We start from the raw sequence: 17,566 nt of genomic DNA on the forward strand, positions 1-17,566 counted from the left end.
ATGCATCCTCACCCCCATCCCTACACCCGGTACTTCCCTGCGCGGCACGACGATGACGCCCTGGATGTGGTTGCCATCTTGCGCCATGGCTTGAGCACGGATCCTGCTCGTCCCTTGTTCTCCTTCGACGGCGATGGGTGGCAGGCCGGACGTGTGCGGGCGCAAGTGGCGCGCACGCAGGCGGCATTGCGCGGGCTGGGCATACGGGCGGGCGACCGCGTGGCGGTCATGCTGGACAACAGCCCGGAACATATGGCGCTGATCTATGCCCTGATGCTGATGGGCGCGGTGTGGGTGCCGGTCAACACCAAGCTGAAGACGCCGGGCATTGACTATCTCATCCAGCACTGCAAGCCCGTGCTGTTCATTGCCGGACAGTCCTATCTGGAATACGCGCGCGCGGCGCATCAGGCTGCGGGGGCCACGCGACTGGTGCCTGAAGAGGATCTGTGGACGGAAACAGCCGCCCCCCCAGGCCATATCCATGGCGCCGACGGCAGTCCTCCAGCGGACGCGCCACGGGACACGGGGGATCTACTGCTAGCGCCCGTCAAGCCGGAAGATTTGCTCTGCATCATCTACACCTCCGGCACCACCGGCGCGCCCAAGGGCGTGCTGTTCACGCACCGCATGATGCGCATTGCCAGCGAATCCGCCCTGGTGGTTGCCGACGTGCGCGACGGCGACCGCCTGTTCCTGTGGGAACCGCTGTGCCACATCGGCGGCGCGCAGATGCTGCTGGCGCCGTTCCTGGCGCGCACGGTGCTGTCCGCCGTCCCGCGTTTCTCGGCCAGCCGTTTCTGGGAGCAGATCGCGCAGGAGCGCTGTACGCAGCTGCATTACCTGGGCGGCATCCTGGACATCCTGATGCGGCAACTGGGCGAGACGCCGGCGCCAGCGCACACCTTGCGGCTGGGCTGGGGCGCTGGTGTATCGCGGCAGAACTGGCGCACCGTGCGCGAACGCCTGGGCATCGCGCTGCGTGAGTGCTACGGCATGACCGAAGGCTCCAGTTTCGCGACCGTGAATACCGACGATCTTCCCGGCTCCATCGGCAAGGCGCTGCCGTGGCTGAACATCGAGCTGCTGGACGAACAGGACCGGCCCGTGCCCGTCGGCGAATTGGGGCAGATCGTCGTGTCCTCGGCCATCCCGGGTACGTTCTTCTCCGGCTACCTGGACAATCCCTCGGCCACGGCAGAGGCTCTGCGGGGCGGCAAGCTCTACACGGGCGACATCGCGCGCGCGGACCGCGATGGGCATCTGTATTTCGTCGGCCGGCGCACCGACAGCATGCGCATACGCGGCGAAAACGTGTCGGCCTGGGAAGTGGAGCGCGTCGTCCTCAGCCATCCGGACGTAGCCGCGGCGGCAGCGATAGGCGTGGCGTCGGACATTGGCGAGCAGGAGATCCTGCTGTATGTGCAATGGCGCGTGGAGCACGGCGGCTCGTTCGAGCCGCTGTCACGCTGGCTGGGCGAGCATCTGGCGTCCTATCAATGGCCGCGCTATTACGCGGCGGTGGCGCAGTTCGAACTGACGCCCAGCGAACGCATCCGCAAGCATCAGCTATCGCGCGCGGTGGATCAGGCCTGGGACCGCCAGCGACGCTGATCAGAACTGGCCGGATATCGCGCCGGCCGCGGCGATCACCAGATTGGAGATGCGCTGCTCATCCTTCGTCCCGCGCCAGCGCGCGCGCGACACCGCCACGTTGACGGCGGCGATGGGATGGCCACGAGCGTCCAGGATGGGCGCCGCCGTGGAGATGTCGCCGATGTAGAACTCGCCCTTGGTATGCGAATAGCCCTGCTGGCGAAACGTCTCCAGCCGACTCATGATGGCAGGACGGTCGGCCACGGTCTGGGGCGTATGGGCGATCAAGTCCGAGCGATCCAGCACGTCGCTTACCTGCTCGTCGGGCAGGCGCGACAGGATCGCCAGCCCGGGAGCCGTACAGTAAGCAGGCAGGCGGCTGCCGGTGATCACGTGGGGATTCAATACGTGCTGGCTGACGATGCGCAACGTGAAGACGATATCCGTCCCTTCGAGCACCGTGATGTTGGCGGTCTCTTCCGTTTCGCGGCTCAACTGGTTCAGATAGGGTGCGGCGCGGCGCACCAGCTCGTTCGACGCCAGGTAATGGAAAGCGAAATCCAGCAGCCGCGGCGACAGGCTGTAGGTCTTCGTAAACGGATCCTTGACCAGGTAGCGCAGCGTGGTCAGCGTGAAGGTGAAACGCTGCGCCGCACTCATGTCCAGGTCCGCCAGGCTGGCGATCTGCGATAGTGACAAGCGCGAGTGCTTGTCGTCGAATACCGTCAGTACCCGCATGGCCTTTTCCACGGAGTTGACGAACAGCGTGGAAGAAGCGCCGGGCAGATCGCTATCGTCTTGCTTGGTACGCGTGCGAGGTTCCACTTCGGGCAGCCCATTGAGGCTTATTGCATATAAACAGGGCTTATTTTATAGCAATAGGCGGACATTGACGCCGCAGACTACGGCCTCGGCGATGCCGCGGCCGGGCTCAGACCTTGCGACTGCTGCTATGCTTCCTGCTAATCCCTGGCGAATGCTGTCACGGGAACCGGGAATGCGATGCTATCCACACTAATCTACCGTAGCCGCATGCAAGACGGAATGACGGCGCAAGAGATCGAACGGCTTACCGCTGCTGCCCGCGCTCGTAACGATGCGCTGGGCATCACGGGCATCCTGTTGTTCGACGGATTGCATTTTATCCAGGTGCTCGAAGGTCCCGATGCGGCGGTGGATGAACTTTTCGAGTCTATTTCCCAGGACCGGCGCCACTGCCACGTCGTCAGGCTTTTGCGCGACCATGCGCCGTCACGCCGGTTCGCCAGCACGGGAATGGAATTACTGGATCTCAGGCTCTATCCCGCGGGTGGCGGCCTTGACGCCCTGCTTGCCAAGGTGACGGGCAGCCAGGCCTACGAGGACCGCGTGCTGAAGATACTGCGGCCCTACGCCGAAGGCGGATGGAAAGACCATTTCGTCGAAGGCGCCGACGCCGCGCAGTGGGTCTTCCCGCAGATCGATGCCGCGCCTGCCGCGCCCGCGCGGCGCTTACGCAGCGGCCAACCCTGCCAATTCGCCCTCCAGCCCATCGTCGATCCCTTGAGCCGGACCATCAGTTCTTATGAAGCGTTGCTGCGCAGCGCTTCGGGCGGTCCTCCGGATGCGTATTTTTCCGCGCTTCCCAAAGAGGACTTGTACGAAGCCGACCTGCGCTCGAAAGTACACGCGTTCGAACTGGTCAACGAGCTCGGCATCCGTGATTGCAAACTGTCCATCAATCTTTTTCCCTCGTCATTGGTGGAGATTCCCAATGCCGTGGATATCCTCCTGCGGCAGATCGCGGACGCGACGTTGGTGCCACAGCAAGTCATCGTGGAGGTCACCGAACAGGAAGCCATCTCCAGCCTGAAGACATTTGCTTCGGCGATCGCGGAGTTGCGCCGCGCCGGCATAGGCGTGGCCATCGACGACTTCGGCGCCGGGTTCGCGGGCCTGGCGCTGCTGGCCGAGTTCCAGCCTGACAAGCTGAAGATAGACAGGACGATCATCAACGCCATCCATACCGATGGCGCGCGCCAGGCCATCGTTCGCTCCATGCTGCAAGCGTGCGCCGCGATGGGGATAACGCCGGTCGCTGAAGGGGTGGAGACCGTGGAGGAATGGTGCTGGCTGCAGGCAGCCGGGGTCGAACGGTTTCAGGGCTATCTTTTTGCCAGGCCTGCCTTGAACAGCGTTCCCCAGGTCAGGTGGCCCGAGCCCGCAGGCTGAGCGGCCAGGAGCAGCGTTGGGCGTCCTGTTTGGCGTTGCCTTCGCAGCCTGAACGCTAATGGCCACGCGTGGCGCAAAGGACTTCCACCAGATTCCCGAGATGCCGGTTCCCTGCCAGGGCGCCCGTGCGCACGCAGACCCGGTGATGACGCGCCGCCCAGGGTTCGGTCAGTGGCACGATGGCAACGCGTTCGGGGTCGCGCCGGCCCAGGACCGACTCGGGAACGATGCTGATGCCGGCGCCTGACGCCACCAGGCGCACGATCGCGTCGAAGTTGGCGACCTGCACTCGCACGTCCAGGCGGCTGCCCAGCGCGGCAGCCTGGTTCATCAGGTAGGTATGCAGCGCCGAGCCGTTTTGCTGACAGATCCAGGGCTCGCCAAAACACTCGGAAAAACGCAAGGCGCCATGCTGGCTCAGGCGGCTGCCCGGCGGCACCACCACGACGAAGCGATCCTCGCGATAAGGCAGGTACTCCAGATCGGGATGATCGGCGTCGACGGCCACCACGCCAATATCCGCCCGCCCTTGGGCCACGGCCAGGCAAGGCGCTGCTGGTGTCTGAAGTGAAGGACAACGGCGACATCGTGCGCCGGGCCGGCATCAAGGTCGACTGATCCGGCACCGCGCCCCAGCCAGCTTGGGCGTGGTCTCGATGCCTGGTGCAGTAGACTGGCCGTTGGCAGTGGATCTGCCAGCGGCCATTCGAACATCGGGACGGGGGACTGGTAATGTGCGGACGTATCGTACAGAGGCGCAACATCAATGACTATCTCGAAAAGATCATTCGCGCGCCGACCCCCGGTGAGATCTTCGGGGTGGACCTCGTGGGGCCGCGCTATAACATCCCGCCTGGAACGCGGCCACTGGTGATCCACGGCTTCGGCAAGGACGCTCCGCAATTCGAACGTATCTTCTGGGGCTACACGCCGTCCGGATGGAAGCGCCAGCCGATCAGCAACGCGCGGCTGGAGACGATCGCCGCGGCGAAGTGGCCATGGCAATGGCTCATGCGGGAAAACGGCCGCGTCATCGTGCCCGCCGATGGATGGTACGAATGGAAGCGCCTGACCGACGACCCGAAGGGGCCGAAGCAGCCGTACTACATCTACCCTGCCGACCACGAACCGCTATTTTTCGCCGCCGTATGCAATTGGCGCCCGGGCCAGGAACACGGCAAGCAACATGGCATGGCCATCGTCACCAACGACGCCCAGGGCGGCATGGTAGACGTCCACGACCGTCGTCCGGTGGCCCTGCCCGCCGAGCTGGCGCGGGAATGGATAGCTCCTGGCACGACGCAGGAGCGCGCGGCACAGATTCTTCAGGCAGGATTGCCAGAGACCTGCTTCAAATGGCATCTAGTACGGCCCGAGGTGGGCAATTCTCGCTATGAGTTGCCCAACGCCATCGAACCCATCGCAATTTGAAGGGAGAGGATCGCGGCGGCATCGCGGCGATCCAGGCCGGCGCCGTCAGGACTTCGCCGCGTCGCGCTGCGAAATCAAGGTCCCGGCGATCGCCCAGTTATCCCGCGGCACATCCTCGAACACCACGAAGACACTCTGCGGCGTGGCGCCGGCATGGTCCTGCATCGCTTGTGTGACCACCTTGGCAATGGCAGCTTTCTGTTCCGTCGTGCGGCCTTCGAGCATTTCGATACGAACGTAGGGCATCTAATTTTTCCTATGTCTTTGAAAATCCGGACCCGGCATCACGCCTTGTCCGGGGATTTGTCTATCACGTTGCGGCGAGACCAAGACCGTCCAGCGAGGCAGATCAGACCCGCCAGCCCCGAAAACGCGTTATCGAGAACGCCTTCAGATGTGCCTGCCGCGCCACTGCATCGCCACGGCCGTTGATCTCGTCCGCCAGCCAATCCGCGGTGTTGATGGACTCCGTCACACCCAGATGCCCGTGGCCGAAAGCACACCACAAGCCGGGAGCATCCGGCACGCTACCCAGTACGGGCATCGAATCCGGCAGGCAGGGCCGATGCCCCATCCACACCGCGCCACCCTCCAGCGCGATACCGCGCAGGCCCGCGCCGGCATGCTGCTGAAGCAGCATCGCGCGGCGCGTGTTCGCCGGTCGGTCCAGCGCATCGATCTCCACGGTGCCGGCGATGCGCAGGCCCCGCGCCATGGGATTCAGGAAGACCTTGCGATCGGCCAGCACGACAATGCGCGATAAGGCATCCTGGGCACCCCCCAGCTGCAGGTGATAGCCACGCTGGGTCTGCAACGGTACGCGCAAGCCCAGGCCGGCAAGCACACGCGCTGACCAGGCGCCCGCACTGATGACAGCGTGGTCCGCCTCCAAATCATTTGCACCGTCGGTCGCGCGCCACCCCGTGCGCGTGCGCAGGAGGGACGTCACACGGCCCTGCACGAAGCGCGTGCCGGCCTGCCGCGCTGCCGCCGCGATGGCCTCGCAATAAGCCTGCGGGTCCGTCACCCGGCCTTCATCCGGCAGGAAAACGCCCGCGGTATAACCCGGCGCAACGGCCGGTTCGAGTTCACGGATGGCGGCCGCGTCCACACGCTCGACACGCAGGCCGCGCGCCGCCTTCATAGCCCAGCCTGTCGCGTCCTTGCCCATGGCCGCGACATCCGGGTAGACATGCAGCTGCCCATCCCGGCGCACCAGATCCGGCCGGCCGATTTCATCGGCGAGCCGGGCATGGCGCCCGACGGCCCCTTTCAGCAAAGGCTTCAACGCGTCGGCGATACGTTCCACGGTGCCACGCCGCGCCGAATGCGCAAACCGAGCCAGCCAGGGCGCGCCGCGCAACCAGTACCGGGCCGGGATGTGCAGCGGCCCGGCGGGATCCAGCAGCATCGATGCCGTGTCCTTGAGCAGGCCCGGCATGGCCAAGGGCACGACCGAGCCGGATGACAAGGCGCCCGCATTGCCCGACGAGCACTGCGAGCCGGGCGCGTTGGGATCCATCACCGTGACGGACACCCCGCTACGCTGCAGGACGTACGCCGTGCACAAGCCGACGATGCCGGCACCGATGACGAGGGCCGTACGAGTTTCACTAGACATAGAGTTATTGAGGTTGCAGTCCGATCTGCTTGGTCACCTTCGACCATTTGGCGGACTCGTCGGCAAGATACTTGGCAAGATAGGCGGGCCCCTGCGGGTCCGGGACGATACCGCGATTTTCCAGGTCTTTCTTCACCGCGGCATCGTTGAGAGACGCAATAGTCGACTGCGACAACGCCTGCACCACCGCGGCCGGTGTGCCCTTCGGCGCCACCAGTCCAAACCAGGTGCCGCCGGAAAAGCCCGGCAAGCCGCTTTCCGCGACGGTAGGAAGATCAGGCAACAAGGCCGAACGTTGCGGCGTCGCCATTGCCAGCGCCTTGATCTTGCCGGCCTGTATCAGGGGCAGCACCGCGGTGATGGTGTCGAAGGTGATCTGGATCTGGCCACCCATCAAGTCGGTCAGGGACGGCGAACTGCCACGATACGGGACATGCGTCATCTTGATGCCAGCCTGCAGGTTCATCAATTCGCCGGCAAGATGATTGGAGGTGCCGCTACCGAAGGACGAGAAATTGACCGCGCCCGGATGAGCCTTGGCGTACGCGATCAGCTCCTGCACGTTGTTGGGCGGAAATTCCTTGTTGGCGACCAGCACGAAAGGCACCTGTCCGATCATGGCAACCGGCGCGAAATCCTTTTCCGCATCGTAGGCCACATCCTTCTTGGTCCACTTCGCGATCGACAGCTCGGGCGAAGCGGCGAACAGCAAGGTGTAGCCGTCGGGCGTCGAGTTGGCCACCAGGCCCGCTCCGATCACGCCCCCGCCCCCACCGCGGTTTTCCACCACGAAGCTGCCCTTCATGCGCTCGGTCAAGGACTTGGCGAGCACGCGCGCCGCGATATCCGTGCTGCCTCCGGCGGGATACGCCACCACCATGCGTACCGGGCGCGCCGGGTACGTTTCCGCGGCAGTGGCCACGGTTGTTGCGGCGGCGCAGCCCGCCATGACCATCAGCTTGAATAGAACCTTGTACATCGACATTCCCCTTGTGAACTTTTGATATGGCAGGGTTCTCGACCTTGCCTGAGGAAAGATTATCTCGATAGAATATTGAAACGCAATACTCGATATTGCATTCCAATATTGCTGATCCTCAGCCCCCAAGGAGAAACACCGCATGTCATCCACGCCTGCTTCCCGCATCGTCATCGATGGACTCGTTTTCCATGGCGACGGCAATCCCGAACCGCTGTTGACGGGCGGCGTGACCGCCGCCAACATCACCGTGGCGCCCTATCTGGAAGGTATGCAATCGGCCTTCGACAATATGAGCCGCTGGCGCCGCCTTGCCACGCTGCCGGACAGCAAGTGGAAGCTGGTCCTCAAAGCGCAGGACATACGGGCGGCCAAGCAGGAAGGCAAGGCGGGCCTGATCATGGGCTGGCAGAACACCTGGCCGCTCGATGCGAATCTCGACCGCATCGCCGGCTTTCATGCGCTGGGCCTGCGCGTCGCGCAACTGACGTACAACGAAGCCAACTTCGTGGGCGACGGCTGCGGCGAAACGCGAGGCGGCGGCCTCACCGACTTTGGCCGCAAGGTCGTGGCCGAGTTGAACCGGCTGGGCATCGCCATCGACCTGAGCCATTGCTCCGAGCAGACGGTGCAGGAAACCGCCGCGATGACGAGCCAGCCGGTTTTCCTTACGCACGCCAACGCCAAGGCGGTCGATGCGCGCGTGCGCAACAAGACCGATGACGCGATCCGTGCCGTCGCCAAGACGGGTGGCGTCATCGGCGCCAGCATCCATGGCTTCCTGAATTGGAGCGGCGATCCCAAGCAGCCGCCCACCCTGGAAAACTTCGTCAAGCACGTCAAGTACCTGGGCAATATGGTCGGCTTCGAACATGTCGGCATCGGCACCGACTTCGCCTGCCTGCAGGACACGGCCGAAGTGGACCGCATCCTTGAACTGAGCAAGAACTACCCCGGTCCCGCCGGCGTGTTCATCAACGCCTTCGGCAACCGCCTGGTCGACCGCTATCCCCCGCAGACGCCCTCCCCGCGCGAATTCCCGCACATCATCGAGGCGCTGGAGCGTGGCGGCCTGACGGCGGCGCAGGTAGACGGCATCGCGGGCGGCAACTTCCTGCGCGCATTCGAGCAGGTGTGGGGGTAAAGCAGAATGGCGCGCAGCACTGGCAAGGCCGTCCCGGCGGATGCGGATGACGCAGCGGTGGATCGTCTGTTCGTCAACTCGGTGGCCAAGTGCTTCCGCGTGCTCGAAACGTTCAACGAGGCGCAACGTCCGCTCAGTCTCAAGGAGCTGACTGCATTGTCCGGCCTGGAAAAAAGCGCGGCGCAGCGGCTCACGCACACCTTGTGCGTGCTCGGCTATCTGCGCCAGCATCCGCGTACCCGGGCCTATGTGCTGTCGTCGCGCCTGCTGGAATTCAGCCACAGCGTGTTGGCGACCGACCTGGTGCGCGAGGCGGCGGAATCGCACCTGCGCGCGCTGAGCGAGGCGTGCAAGGAGACCGTCAACCTGATGGAACTCGAAGGCGACGAGATCGTGTATGTGCTGCGCTTTCCCAGTACCCACCCGGTCAGTGTGGACCTGCACGTCGGCTCGCGGCTGCCCGTCTTCTGCTCGGCGGCGGGACGCGCCATCCTGCCATGGCTGCCGATGGCGGAGGCCGAACGCTTGCTGGCGGGACCGCGCAAGCCCATGACCGAGCACACCGTCACCGACCTCGACGCATTGCGCGGCATCCTGGCGCAGGTCAAGCGCGACGGCTATGTCATCAACAACCAGGAGGCTTTCATCGGCGATATTTCGCTGGCCGCGCCGGTCTTCGACCGCGACGGCGAGGTTGCCGCCGCCATCAATATCGCCGTGCCCTCGCCACGCTGGAGCATCGCGAAGGTGAAAAAGGAACTTGTGCCTTTGCTGCTGCAATGCGCACGGCGAATCACCGGCGACCTTTCAGGCAAGACCTGAAGGCGCTCATTCAAAAAGTTCGCAACGGAATTCCATGACTGGTGCAGTAGCCTGGGCGCACGCTGATCGCGGGCGGTATCGACACCTGTTTCGCCAATCCCGGCACATTCGAAATGCATATGGTGGCGGCATTGGACCGGCACAGCGGCATCCGGCGGGCCGCGGGCATTGCCGCCAAGGCGGGTTGCAAGCTGGGCGCGCCAACGCCGGTTGCCTTCTTCGCCTATCCCGACAAGCCCAGCATGCTGGTGGACGAGGGCTGCGGTTGCGTCCAGCCTGCCGGAGCATGCCATCATGGTGGACGAGGCCGTGACGACAGGCCGCAAGCAGAGCATGGTGTCGAGGCCAGGCGCGTTGACACGGCAGAGGCGTTGACGGCCGCGCAGGAGGCGTCCTATGCCAGGCCCGGAGCGTTCCTGATCGAGGCGATGATAGGCTGAGCGTGGCAGGCGCGGAGCGGCCTTGGGCCCTTGAAGGCCGCGCCGTGAATACAAGCCTGGGCATGGTTGGCTAATATCGACGGAACCAAGCTGACGCGGGGATGTCCATTCGCTGGCATCCTCGAATACGTTGAACCGCGAACGTCGTTCGCGTCAGCAAACTGTCAGCCTGCCAAACATGGCAATGTCCAGCGCCCTGCTTGTCCGGGCCCATCCTCGATCTACTGGCCACCACATGAAGTCTTCCCGCCGTACCTGGTTACGCAACAACCTGGCCGCCACGTGCGGCCTGGCCCTGGCCCCCGTCCTGTCCCTGCGCACGGGGCTTGCCGTCGCGGCCGCGGCGCCCGCCTACGCCATCGTCATGAACTCCGGCGAGGCCAGCGTCTCGGTCATCGACATGGCCACCCGCAAGGTGCTGCGCACCTTGCCCACGCTGCGTGAGCCCAGTCATTGGGCCCTGACGCCGGACCGCAAGCAGATGTATATCGCCGACGCCAGCGGCAACGCGTTGTTCGTCGTCGATCCGCGCCAGGCCACCGCGATCGGGCACAAGACCATCGCGGACCCTTATCAGCTGGGATTCAGTCCCGATAACCGCTATCTCGTCGTCAACGCACTGCGCTTGAATCACGTCGACGTCTACCGTGCCGACGACCTGTCGCTGGTCAAGCGTTTCGCCGTGGGCAAGATGCCCAGCCACCTGGATTTCGCGCCGGATGCGCGCACCAGCTTCAACTCCATGCAGGAGTCCAATTCACTGGTGGCCCTGGATCTCACCAATATGACCGTGCGCTGGACCACCGAGGTCGGCAAGACGCCGGCCGGTGTGCTCTGGCACAAGGGCAAGGTGCTGGTCTGCGTCATGGGTGCCGACCACGTTGCCGAGGTCGATCCCGTCAACGGCAAGGTGCTGCGCAAGATCAAGACGGGCGTCGGTCCCCACAATATCTTCCTGGCACCGGACAAGAAGACACTGTATGTCAGCAACCGTATTGGTGGCTCCCTGGTGGCCTTGGACGCCGATACCTTCGAGCTTCGGCGCACCTACCCGTTCCATGCGGCGGGGCCGGACGATATCGCCATTGCGCCCGACGGCAAGATCTGGATCGCCCTGCGCTTCCATGAGCAGGTCGCGGTGCTGGATCCTGAAAGCGGCAAGTACGAGACCATCGACGTCGGCCGCTCGCCCCATGGCATTTTCCTGTCCACGCAGCTGGCCCACACGGGTCCCGTCACCGCCGAGGTGCTTTGAGGACACGAGATGCTGACGTTCATTGACCGTTTTTTCAACATCCTGGCCGGGAATATCGACCAATACCTGGTCCTGCCGCTGCTTTATAAATTCGGCTGGATGCAGTGGGAGGAATTGTCCTTCGACTGGGCGCTGGTGTGTGTCTATGGCTTCTTCGCCGTCATCGCCACCTATGCCATCTGCTGGCCGCTGGAAGCGCTGTTTCCCATCGAGAAATGGGAGGATCGCAAGGCGGTATTCACCGACGCCATCTATACCGTCCTGAATCGCGTGGGCGTGCTGCCCATCGTCAGCTTCCTGCTGTTCTATGAAGTCCAGGTGTGGGTCAATGGCTATATCGTCGATATGGGTTATATCCCGCCCACGCTGGAAAGCATGGTGCCGTGGCTGATCGGCCATCCTGTCGTCACGTTCCTGGCTTATGCGCTGATCCTGGACTGTGCGGATTACTGGCGGCATCGCTTGTCGCACACTTTCCGTGGCTGGTATGCGTTGCACGCGCTGCATCATGCCCAGCGGCAGATGAGTTTCTGGTCGGATGACCGCAACCACCTGCTCGACGACCTGGTGGCCGGCGTATGGTTCGGCATCGTCGGTTTGGCGATCGGCATCCCGCCCCTGCAGTTCCCGCTGCTTTTCCTGTTCATGCGCTTCATCGAAAGCTTGAGCCACGCGAACATCAAGCTGTCGTTCGGGTGGCTGGGCGACCGCTTGCTGGTGTCGCCGCGCTTTCACCGCCTGCACCACGGCCTGCGCGCGGCAGGGCGCCGCTCCTGCAACTACGGCGCGGTCTTTCCGTTCTGGGACATGCTGTTCGGGACGGCGGACTTCTCCGACGAGTATCCGGCCACGGGGGACAAACGCGCACCCGAAGCCATGGCGACGGGTGGCTACGTCGCGCAGCAGGTCAGCGGCTTGCGTTTCTTCCGTGACGAACTGCGCGCGGGGCGGGCCAAGCGGCGATCGAACCCATCGCTTTCCGATTGAACGCGGCTTTGCGCGGCTGTATCGCAAGGAAAGCTATTGGGGCACCTCGACACCCGTCTGGCCTTCCTTGTGGATCACTTCCTTGAGTGTCTCCATGAACGATTGGGAGATCTGCGACATCGGTTCATCGCGCAGCCGGATAAGGTATGCCTTCAACAAGGGGCTGCTTTCGACAGGCCGCGTGACGAAGCGGCTCGCCGACCAGCTGCGCGCGGAGAATTGGTCGACCAGCGCGATGCCAGCACCGGCCTGGACCAGGGCGCAGGCGTTCTGCGGCGATCCGACCTCGACCACGGGACGCAGCGTCTGGCCGCTTGCCTCGAACATCGAGTGGACCATCTGTCCGAATGGCGAGCCTTTTTCATAGGCAATGAACGGATAGGCCACCAAGTCCTTAATCTGCAGCGACGCCCTGCGAGATAGCGGATGGTTGTAGGGACAGATACACACCAGGCTGGCCGTCGCCAGTTCTTCCTGCTCAAGATTGGGATGCGCGATGGGCAGGATCGTCAGCGCCAGGTCGGCCTGCCTCTTGAGAAGCCGGTCCGTCAGCGGGATGTGCGTGAGGTAGTGAAACGTCAGCTTCACGTTGGGATGGGTATGCCTGTAGCTGGCGATGGCCGTCGGAATCAGCATCTGGCCCAGGCTGGGGCTGGCGACGATGTTGAGTATGCCTTCCTGATGCTCGAAGAGCTCACGCGCCATGTCATTGACGCGCTGCACGCTTTCATAGACTGCCTCTACTTCGTGCAGCAGCTTCCTGGCTTCGGGAGTCGCGTGCAGGCGGCCTCGCACGCGCTGGAATAGCGGAAAGCCGATGCGTTCCTCCGTATGCGACAGCAGCCGGCTCACAGCAGGCTGAGATACGAAAAGGAGCTCGGAGGCACCACGGATCGTGCCGGTAATCATCACCGCGCGGAAAACTTCAATCTGGCGAAAGTTCAGCTTCATCTCTGATTTCCTGGTGCGATCTTGCCCGGCTGATAGCCAACTAGGGTTAACACTTATGCCGACCTTCCCGGCATAGGGGGATTGGTGAACCCCTATTTTGCTAGGAAAAACCCTCGTTGTAAGCACTTATCAGGCGTCATTGGCATAGGAATTCTTAACACAAAGTTAAGGACGGCCATTAAAGAAGCAATAGGCATGGCGCAGTGGCGGATCAATAATTTTCCCACTTCGACTTGAGGGCCTCGCGCGATGCAACAAGATCCAGGCACGACTGCTTCTTTCGACCTCACCATCAGAAATGGCCGTATTTCCAATGCCGATGGCACCTTCGTCGCGGACATCGGCGTGCGCGGGGGAGTGATCGTGGAGATTGCCCAGAACCTGCCCCCGGGCAGGGAAGACGTAGACGCCGCAGGCAAGTGGGTGCTGCCTGGCGGCATCGACAGCCATACCCACATCGAGCAGCTTTCGGGCATGGGCGTGATGTGCGCGGATGACTTCTACTCGGGCACGGTGTCGGCCGCCTTCGGCGGCACCACCACGATCATTTCCTTCGCAGCCCAGCACCGAAAGGACCGCATTCCAGACGTCATCGCCGACTACTCCCGCCGAGCGCGCGAGAAGGCGGTGATCGACTACGGATTCCACCTGATCCTGGCGAATCCCGACGAGCAGGCCCTCAAGCACGATCTGCCGGCGGTGATCGAAAGCGGCATTACGTCGCTCAAGGTCTACATGACCTACGACCAGCTCAAGCTGGACGACTACCAGTTGCTGGACGTGCTCGCCGTCGCAGGCGAGCATGGCGCGATGGTGATGTTGCATGCCGAGAACCACGACATGATCCGGTGGGTTGCGCGGCGGCTCCTGGAGCGTGGCCACACGGCGCCGAAGTTCCACGCCGTTTCGCATGATCCGCTCGTCGAATCCGAAGCGACCCATCGGGCGATTGCGCTATCGCGCCTGATCGACGTCCCGGTGCTCATCGTGCACGTCGCGGGCACGGAAACGGTGGACATCATCCGGAAAGCCCGGCACCTCGGCGCACAGGTGTATGCGGAAAGTTGCCCGCAGTATCTATTCCTGGAAGCCAAGGATTCCGACCAACCCGGACTGGAAGGTGCAAAGTTCTGCTGCAGCCCCCCGCCTGGCGACAAGGCATCGCAGGAAGCGGTCTGGGCCGGATTCAAGGACGGCACCCTGGGGGTCTATTCCTCCGACCATGCGCCTTATCGCTTCGATGAATCGGGCAAGCTGCCAAAAGGCGATGCCACCACCTTCAAGGAGATGGCGAATGGCGTTCCGGGAATCGAGCTGCGGCTGCCGCTCCTGTTCTCCGAAGGGGTGATGAAGGGCCGCATCAGCGTCGAGGAGTTCGTTGCCCTCACGGCAACGAATCATGCCCGGATGTACGGCCTGGCACCGCGCAAAGGTGCCATTCAGGTGGAGGCCGACGCCGATATCGTCATTTGGGACATCGAACGCAAGACGGTGGTGTCCGCAGGGATCCTGCATGACGCGGTGGGCTACACCCCGTACGAAGGCCGCGAGATTCAGGGCTGGCCCGTCCAGGTGTACAGCCGTGGCCGCTGTGTGGTCAAGGACGGCGCGCTGCAAGTAGAAAAAGGCAGCGGCCAGTTCATCGCGCGTTCGCGGCCAGACCCCGTCGTGAAACGTCCCGATCCGACCGCGCAGCGCAAAACGTTCGGCAATTTCATCGGTTTGAAGTCGGCAGCACTCAGCAAATAACCAGCGACGCCCAAGCCGGCGTCCACCTGCAAAGCAAGGGGAAGTTCATGAAAGTACTGATGCCGTTTTTTCGTCGTTGCGTCGTTTCCGGCGCGGTGCTGGCCGGGTGCCTTGGACAGGCTCACGCAGAAAGCGCCCCGTTGCGCACCGCCGTCGATTCCACCTTTGCGCCGCACGCCATGGCCAAGCTGGATGGCGGGGTGCAGGGTTTCAACGTTGACCTGGGCCAGGAGATCGCCAAGCGGCTGGGCCGGGAAATAAAGATCGAACCCGCGGAGTTCTCCGGATTGGTTCCAGGCCTCAACAGCCGACGCTATGACTTCCTGATCGCGCCTGTGACGGTAACGCCGGAGCGCGCGAAAACGCTGCTGTTTACCGAGGGCTATCTGGATACCGACTACACCTTCCTGGAAAAGAAGGATGCTCCGGCCCTGCAGAACCTGGAGCAGTTGAAGGGAAAGGTGATTGCGGTCAACAAAGGATCGAACTATGAATCCTGGGCCAAGGACAACGCCGAAAAGTACGGCTTTCGCTATGACGTGTACGGTGGCAACGCCGATGCCGTGCAGGCCGTGCTGGCAGGGCGGGCGGACTACAACCTGGCGGGAACCACGGTAGTGGCGTGGGCGGCGAAGCAGAATCCGCGCCTGGCCACCAGCTACACCATCAAGACGGGCCTGGTGTGGGCGCTGGCTTTTCGCAAGGACGACAGGGAAGGACGGCAGCAGGTGTCCAACGTCTTGAAATGCATGAAGCAGGACGGCACGGTATCCGCGCTGGCTAAAAAGTGGTTTGGCTTTGCACCCAAGCCCGATGACTGGGCGGTCCGTATCGCGCCGGGAACCGGTGTGCCGGATATGGATGGCTATGACGCCACGCTCGTGACACCGAAGTGCGGCTGAATACCGACGAGCTGAAACCCGACGACCTGGAGGCCTATCTTGGAAAACGGTTCTATGCTGAATATCTCCGACCTGCGCAAACAGTATGGCGACACCGAGGTCTTGCGTGGTGTCAATCTGACTGTCAACCGTGGCGAACTGGTGTGCGTCATCGGACCGTCAGGATCCGGCAAGAGCACCATGCTCCGTTGTTGCAACCTGCTCGAGGTGCCGACGTCGGGAAAGATACTCGCCAACGGCCACGATGTGACCGATCCGAAAACCGACATCAACAAGATGCGCCAGGATGTCGGCATGGTGTTTCAGCAGTTCAACCTGTATCCCCATCTCAGCGCCTTACAGAATGTCTCGCTGGCGCTATGCAAAGTGCAGAAGCGCAAGCCGGACGAGGCAAGGGAATTGGCGATGGCGGCCCTTGAACGCGTGGGACTGGGCCACAAGGCAGCGGCCATGCCCGCGCAACTATCCGGCGGGCAGCAACAGCGCGTCGGTATCGCCAGGGCGATTGCGCTGCAACCCCATATCATCCTGTTCGATGAGCCGACGAGCGCGCTTGATCCGGAACTGGTCGACGATGTCCTCGCCGTCATGCGGGAGCTGCGCGAAAGCGGCATGACCATGCTTGTCGTCACGCACGAAATGGCGTTCGCGCACGCCGTTGCCGACCATGTGGTCTTCATGGATGGCGGGGTGGTCGTCGAGCATGGCACCGCGAAGGAAATCTTCGAGCGTCCCCAGCTGGCCCGCACGCAAAGCTTCGTGTCGCGCTATTCGAGCAGGCTGGCGCACTGATGAACGGCAACGGTGGGTTCTTCTTCACGTTCTTCAACTTCGAAATCGCCGCGCAGTATGCGCCCGCCTTGGCAACGGGTGCGCTGATCACCCTTGGGACAGGTGCCGCGGTCGTCGTGTCGGGGACTGTGCTGGGATTAATCCTGGCCATCCTGCGTGCCTTGGCCATACGTCCGCTGACGATGGCGATCGTGGCGTTCGCCGACATCCTGCGATCGCTGCCGCCGCTGGTGATCCTGATCGTCCTGTACTTCGGCTTGCCGGAGGTCGGTCTGCCGCTGTCTGCCTTCCTGGTGACCTGGATCGCGCTGTCCTTGGTGCTTGCCGCCTATGCCGAAGAGAGCATCTGGGCCGGCATATCCTCCTTGCCTGACGGCCAGATGGAGGCGGCCCGCTCGACCGGCCTGGCCTGGTGGTCCGCGATGCGGTGGGTGGTGCTGCCCCAGGCAGTGCGCCGGGCCGTGCCGACGCTGACCAACCGGATCATTTCCATCACGAAGAACACCGCATTGGGTTCCGTAGTGTCCTTGAATGAACTGTTGAATGCGGCCCAGGGCGCCAGCAGCCTGTCGGGCAATCCCACGCCGTTGATGGTGGCCGCCCTCTCCTACGTCGTCATCTTCCTGCCCTTGGTCGTGTGCTCGCGTTGGCTCGAGAAGAACTGGGTGCGGGGCTAGGGACACGAA

18 protein-coding genes are annotated in these 17,566 nt (G+C 63.2%); 12 read left to right on the forward strand and 6 right to left on the reverse strand.

Annotated features, from left to right (window positions below):
* Positions 1–1,614, forward strand: coding sequence for an AMP-binding protein (locus CEY05_RS11550; protein ID WP_088601066.1), 1,614 nt, complete (start codon positions 1–3; stop codon positions 1,612–1,614).
* Here CEY05_RS11550 and CEY05_RS11555 read toward each other — a convergent pair whose 3' ends face one another.
* Entirely contained in the window at positions 1,615–2,421 is an 807-nt protein-coding gene (locus CEY05_RS11555; protein WP_233161469.1) for an IclR family transcriptional regulator, read from the reverse strand.
* Between the two features lie 177 nt (positions 2,422–2,598).
* Between CEY05_RS11555 and CEY05_RS11560 the strand changes: the two genes are divergently transcribed.
* Positions 2,599–3,807, forward strand: coding sequence for a diguanylate phosphodiesterase (locus CEY05_RS11560; protein ID WP_088601065.1), 1,209 nt, complete (start codon positions 2,599–2,601; stop codon positions 3,805–3,807).
* Positions 3,808–3,862: 55 nt separating this feature from the next.
* Here CEY05_RS11560 and CEY05_RS11565 read toward each other — a convergent pair whose 3' ends face one another.
* Positions 3,863–4,345 (reverse strand): LysR substrate-binding domain-containing protein, encoded by a 483-nt coding sequence (locus CEY05_RS11565; protein ID WP_255407758.1) that lies wholly within the window; start codon positions 4,343–4,345, stop codon positions 3,863–3,865.
* 194 nt (positions 4,346–4,539) lie between these two features.
* Between CEY05_RS11565 and CEY05_RS11570 the strand changes: the two genes are divergently transcribed.
* Positions 4,540–5,238, forward strand: a complete 699-nt coding sequence (locus CEY05_RS11570; protein WP_088601063.1) for an SOS response-associated peptidase — start codon at positions 4,540–4,542, stop codon at positions 5,236–5,238.
* A gap of 45 nt (positions 5,239–5,283) precedes the next feature.
* Here the strand turns inward: CEY05_RS11570 and CEY05_RS11575 are convergent, their stop codons facing one another.
* From CEY05_RS11575 to CEY05_RS11585, 3 genes are all read right to left on the reverse strand, one after another.
* Positions 5,284–5,484, reverse strand: coding sequence for a 2-hydroxymuconate tautomerase (locus CEY05_RS11575; RefSeq protein WP_088601062.1), 201 nt, complete (start codon positions 5,482–5,484; stop codon positions 5,284–5,286).
* 103 nt (positions 5,485–5,587) lie between these two features.
* The gene (locus tag CEY05_RS11580; RefSeq protein WP_088601061.1) at positions 5,588–6,859 is read right to left on the reverse strand and encodes an FAD-binding oxidoreductase; all 1,272 of its coding nucleotides are present in this window, start codon (positions 6,857–6,859) and stop codon (positions 5,588–5,590) included.
* Positions 6,860–6,863: 4 nt separating this feature from the next.
* The gene (locus CEY05_RS11585) at positions 6,864–7,838 is read right to left on the reverse strand and encodes a tripartite tricarboxylate transporter substrate binding protein (protein ID WP_158219325.1); all 975 of its coding nucleotides are present in this window, start codon (positions 7,836–7,838) and stop codon (positions 6,864–6,866) included.
* A 142-nt stretch (positions 7,839–7,980) separates the two neighbouring features.
* On the opposite strand from CEY05_RS11585, the gene CEY05_RS11590 reads away from it, so the two are divergent.
* From CEY05_RS11590 to CEY05_RS11610, 5 genes are all read left to right on the forward strand, one after another.
* A complete protein-coding gene (locus tag CEY05_RS11590) occupies positions 7,981–8,982 on the forward strand; it encodes a dipeptidase (protein ID WP_088601060.1) in 1,002 nt (333 codons plus the stop codon).
* A gap of 6 nt (positions 8,983–8,988) precedes the next feature.
* Positions 8,989–9,804: an IclR family transcriptional regulator gene (locus CEY05_RS11595; RefSeq protein WP_088601059.1), complete on the forward strand. Its 816-nt coding sequence runs from the start codon at positions 8,989–8,991 to the stop codon at positions 9,802–9,804.
* Between the two features lie 119 nt (positions 9,805–9,923).
* Positions 9,924–10,244 (forward strand): hypothetical protein, encoded by a 321-nt coding sequence (locus CEY05_RS11600; RefSeq protein WP_143220389.1) that lies wholly within the window; start codon positions 9,924–9,926, stop codon positions 10,242–10,244.
* Between the two features lie 235 nt (positions 10,245–10,479).
* Complete coding sequence (locus CEY05_RS11605) at positions 10,480–11,499, forward strand: YncE family protein (RefSeq protein ID WP_088601057.1); 1,020 nt, start codon at positions 10,480–10,482, stop codon at positions 11,497–11,499.
* A 9-nt stretch (positions 11,500–11,508) separates the two neighbouring features.
* Positions 11,509–12,486 (forward strand): sterol desaturase family protein, encoded by a 978-nt coding sequence (locus tag CEY05_RS11610; protein ID WP_088601056.1) that lies wholly within the window; start codon positions 11,509–11,511, stop codon positions 12,484–12,486.
* 33 nt (positions 12,487–12,519) lie between these two features.
* Here CEY05_RS11610 and CEY05_RS11615 read toward each other — a convergent pair whose 3' ends face one another.
* Entirely contained in the window at positions 12,520–13,437 is a 918-nt protein-coding gene (locus tag CEY05_RS11615) for a LysR family transcriptional regulator (RefSeq protein ID WP_088601055.1), read from the reverse strand.
* 249 nt (positions 13,438–13,686) lie between these two features.
* Between CEY05_RS11615 and hydA the strand changes: the two genes are divergently transcribed.
* From hydA to CEY05_RS11635, 4 genes are read left to right on the forward strand one after another with little or no spacing between them, the layout of a single operon-like run.
* The gene (gene hydA, locus CEY05_RS11620) at positions 13,687–15,186 is read left to right on the forward strand and encodes a dihydropyrimidinase (protein WP_088601054.1); all 1,500 of its coding nucleotides are present in this window, start codon (positions 13,687–13,689) and stop codon (positions 15,184–15,186) included.
* Positions 15,187–15,245: 59 nt separating this feature from the next.
* On the forward strand, positions 15,246–16,088 hold the full coding sequence (locus tag CEY05_RS11625; RefSeq protein ID WP_369825933.1) for a transporter substrate-binding domain-containing protein: 843 nt from the start codon (positions 15,246–15,248) through the stop codon (positions 16,086–16,088).
* 54 nt (positions 16,089–16,142) lie between these two features.
* Complete coding sequence (locus CEY05_RS11630; RefSeq protein WP_088601052.1) at positions 16,143–16,880, forward strand: amino acid ABC transporter ATP-binding protein; 738 nt, start codon at positions 16,143–16,145, stop codon at positions 16,878–16,880.
* Positions 16,880–17,557, forward strand: a complete 678-nt coding sequence (locus tag CEY05_RS11635; protein WP_088601051.1) for an amino acid ABC transporter permease — start codon at positions 16,880–16,882, stop codon at positions 17,555–17,557. Before CEY05_RS11630 ends, CEY05_RS11635 begins: the two co-directional genes overlap by 1 nt.
* The last annotated feature ends 9 nt before the right edge of the window (positions 17,558–17,566 follow it).

Origin of the sequence: Achromobacter sp. HZ34 (assembly GCF_002209485.1) — a bacterium.
GTDB lineage: Bacteria > Pseudomonadota > Gammaproteobacteria > Burkholderiales > Burkholderiaceae_B > Bordetella_C.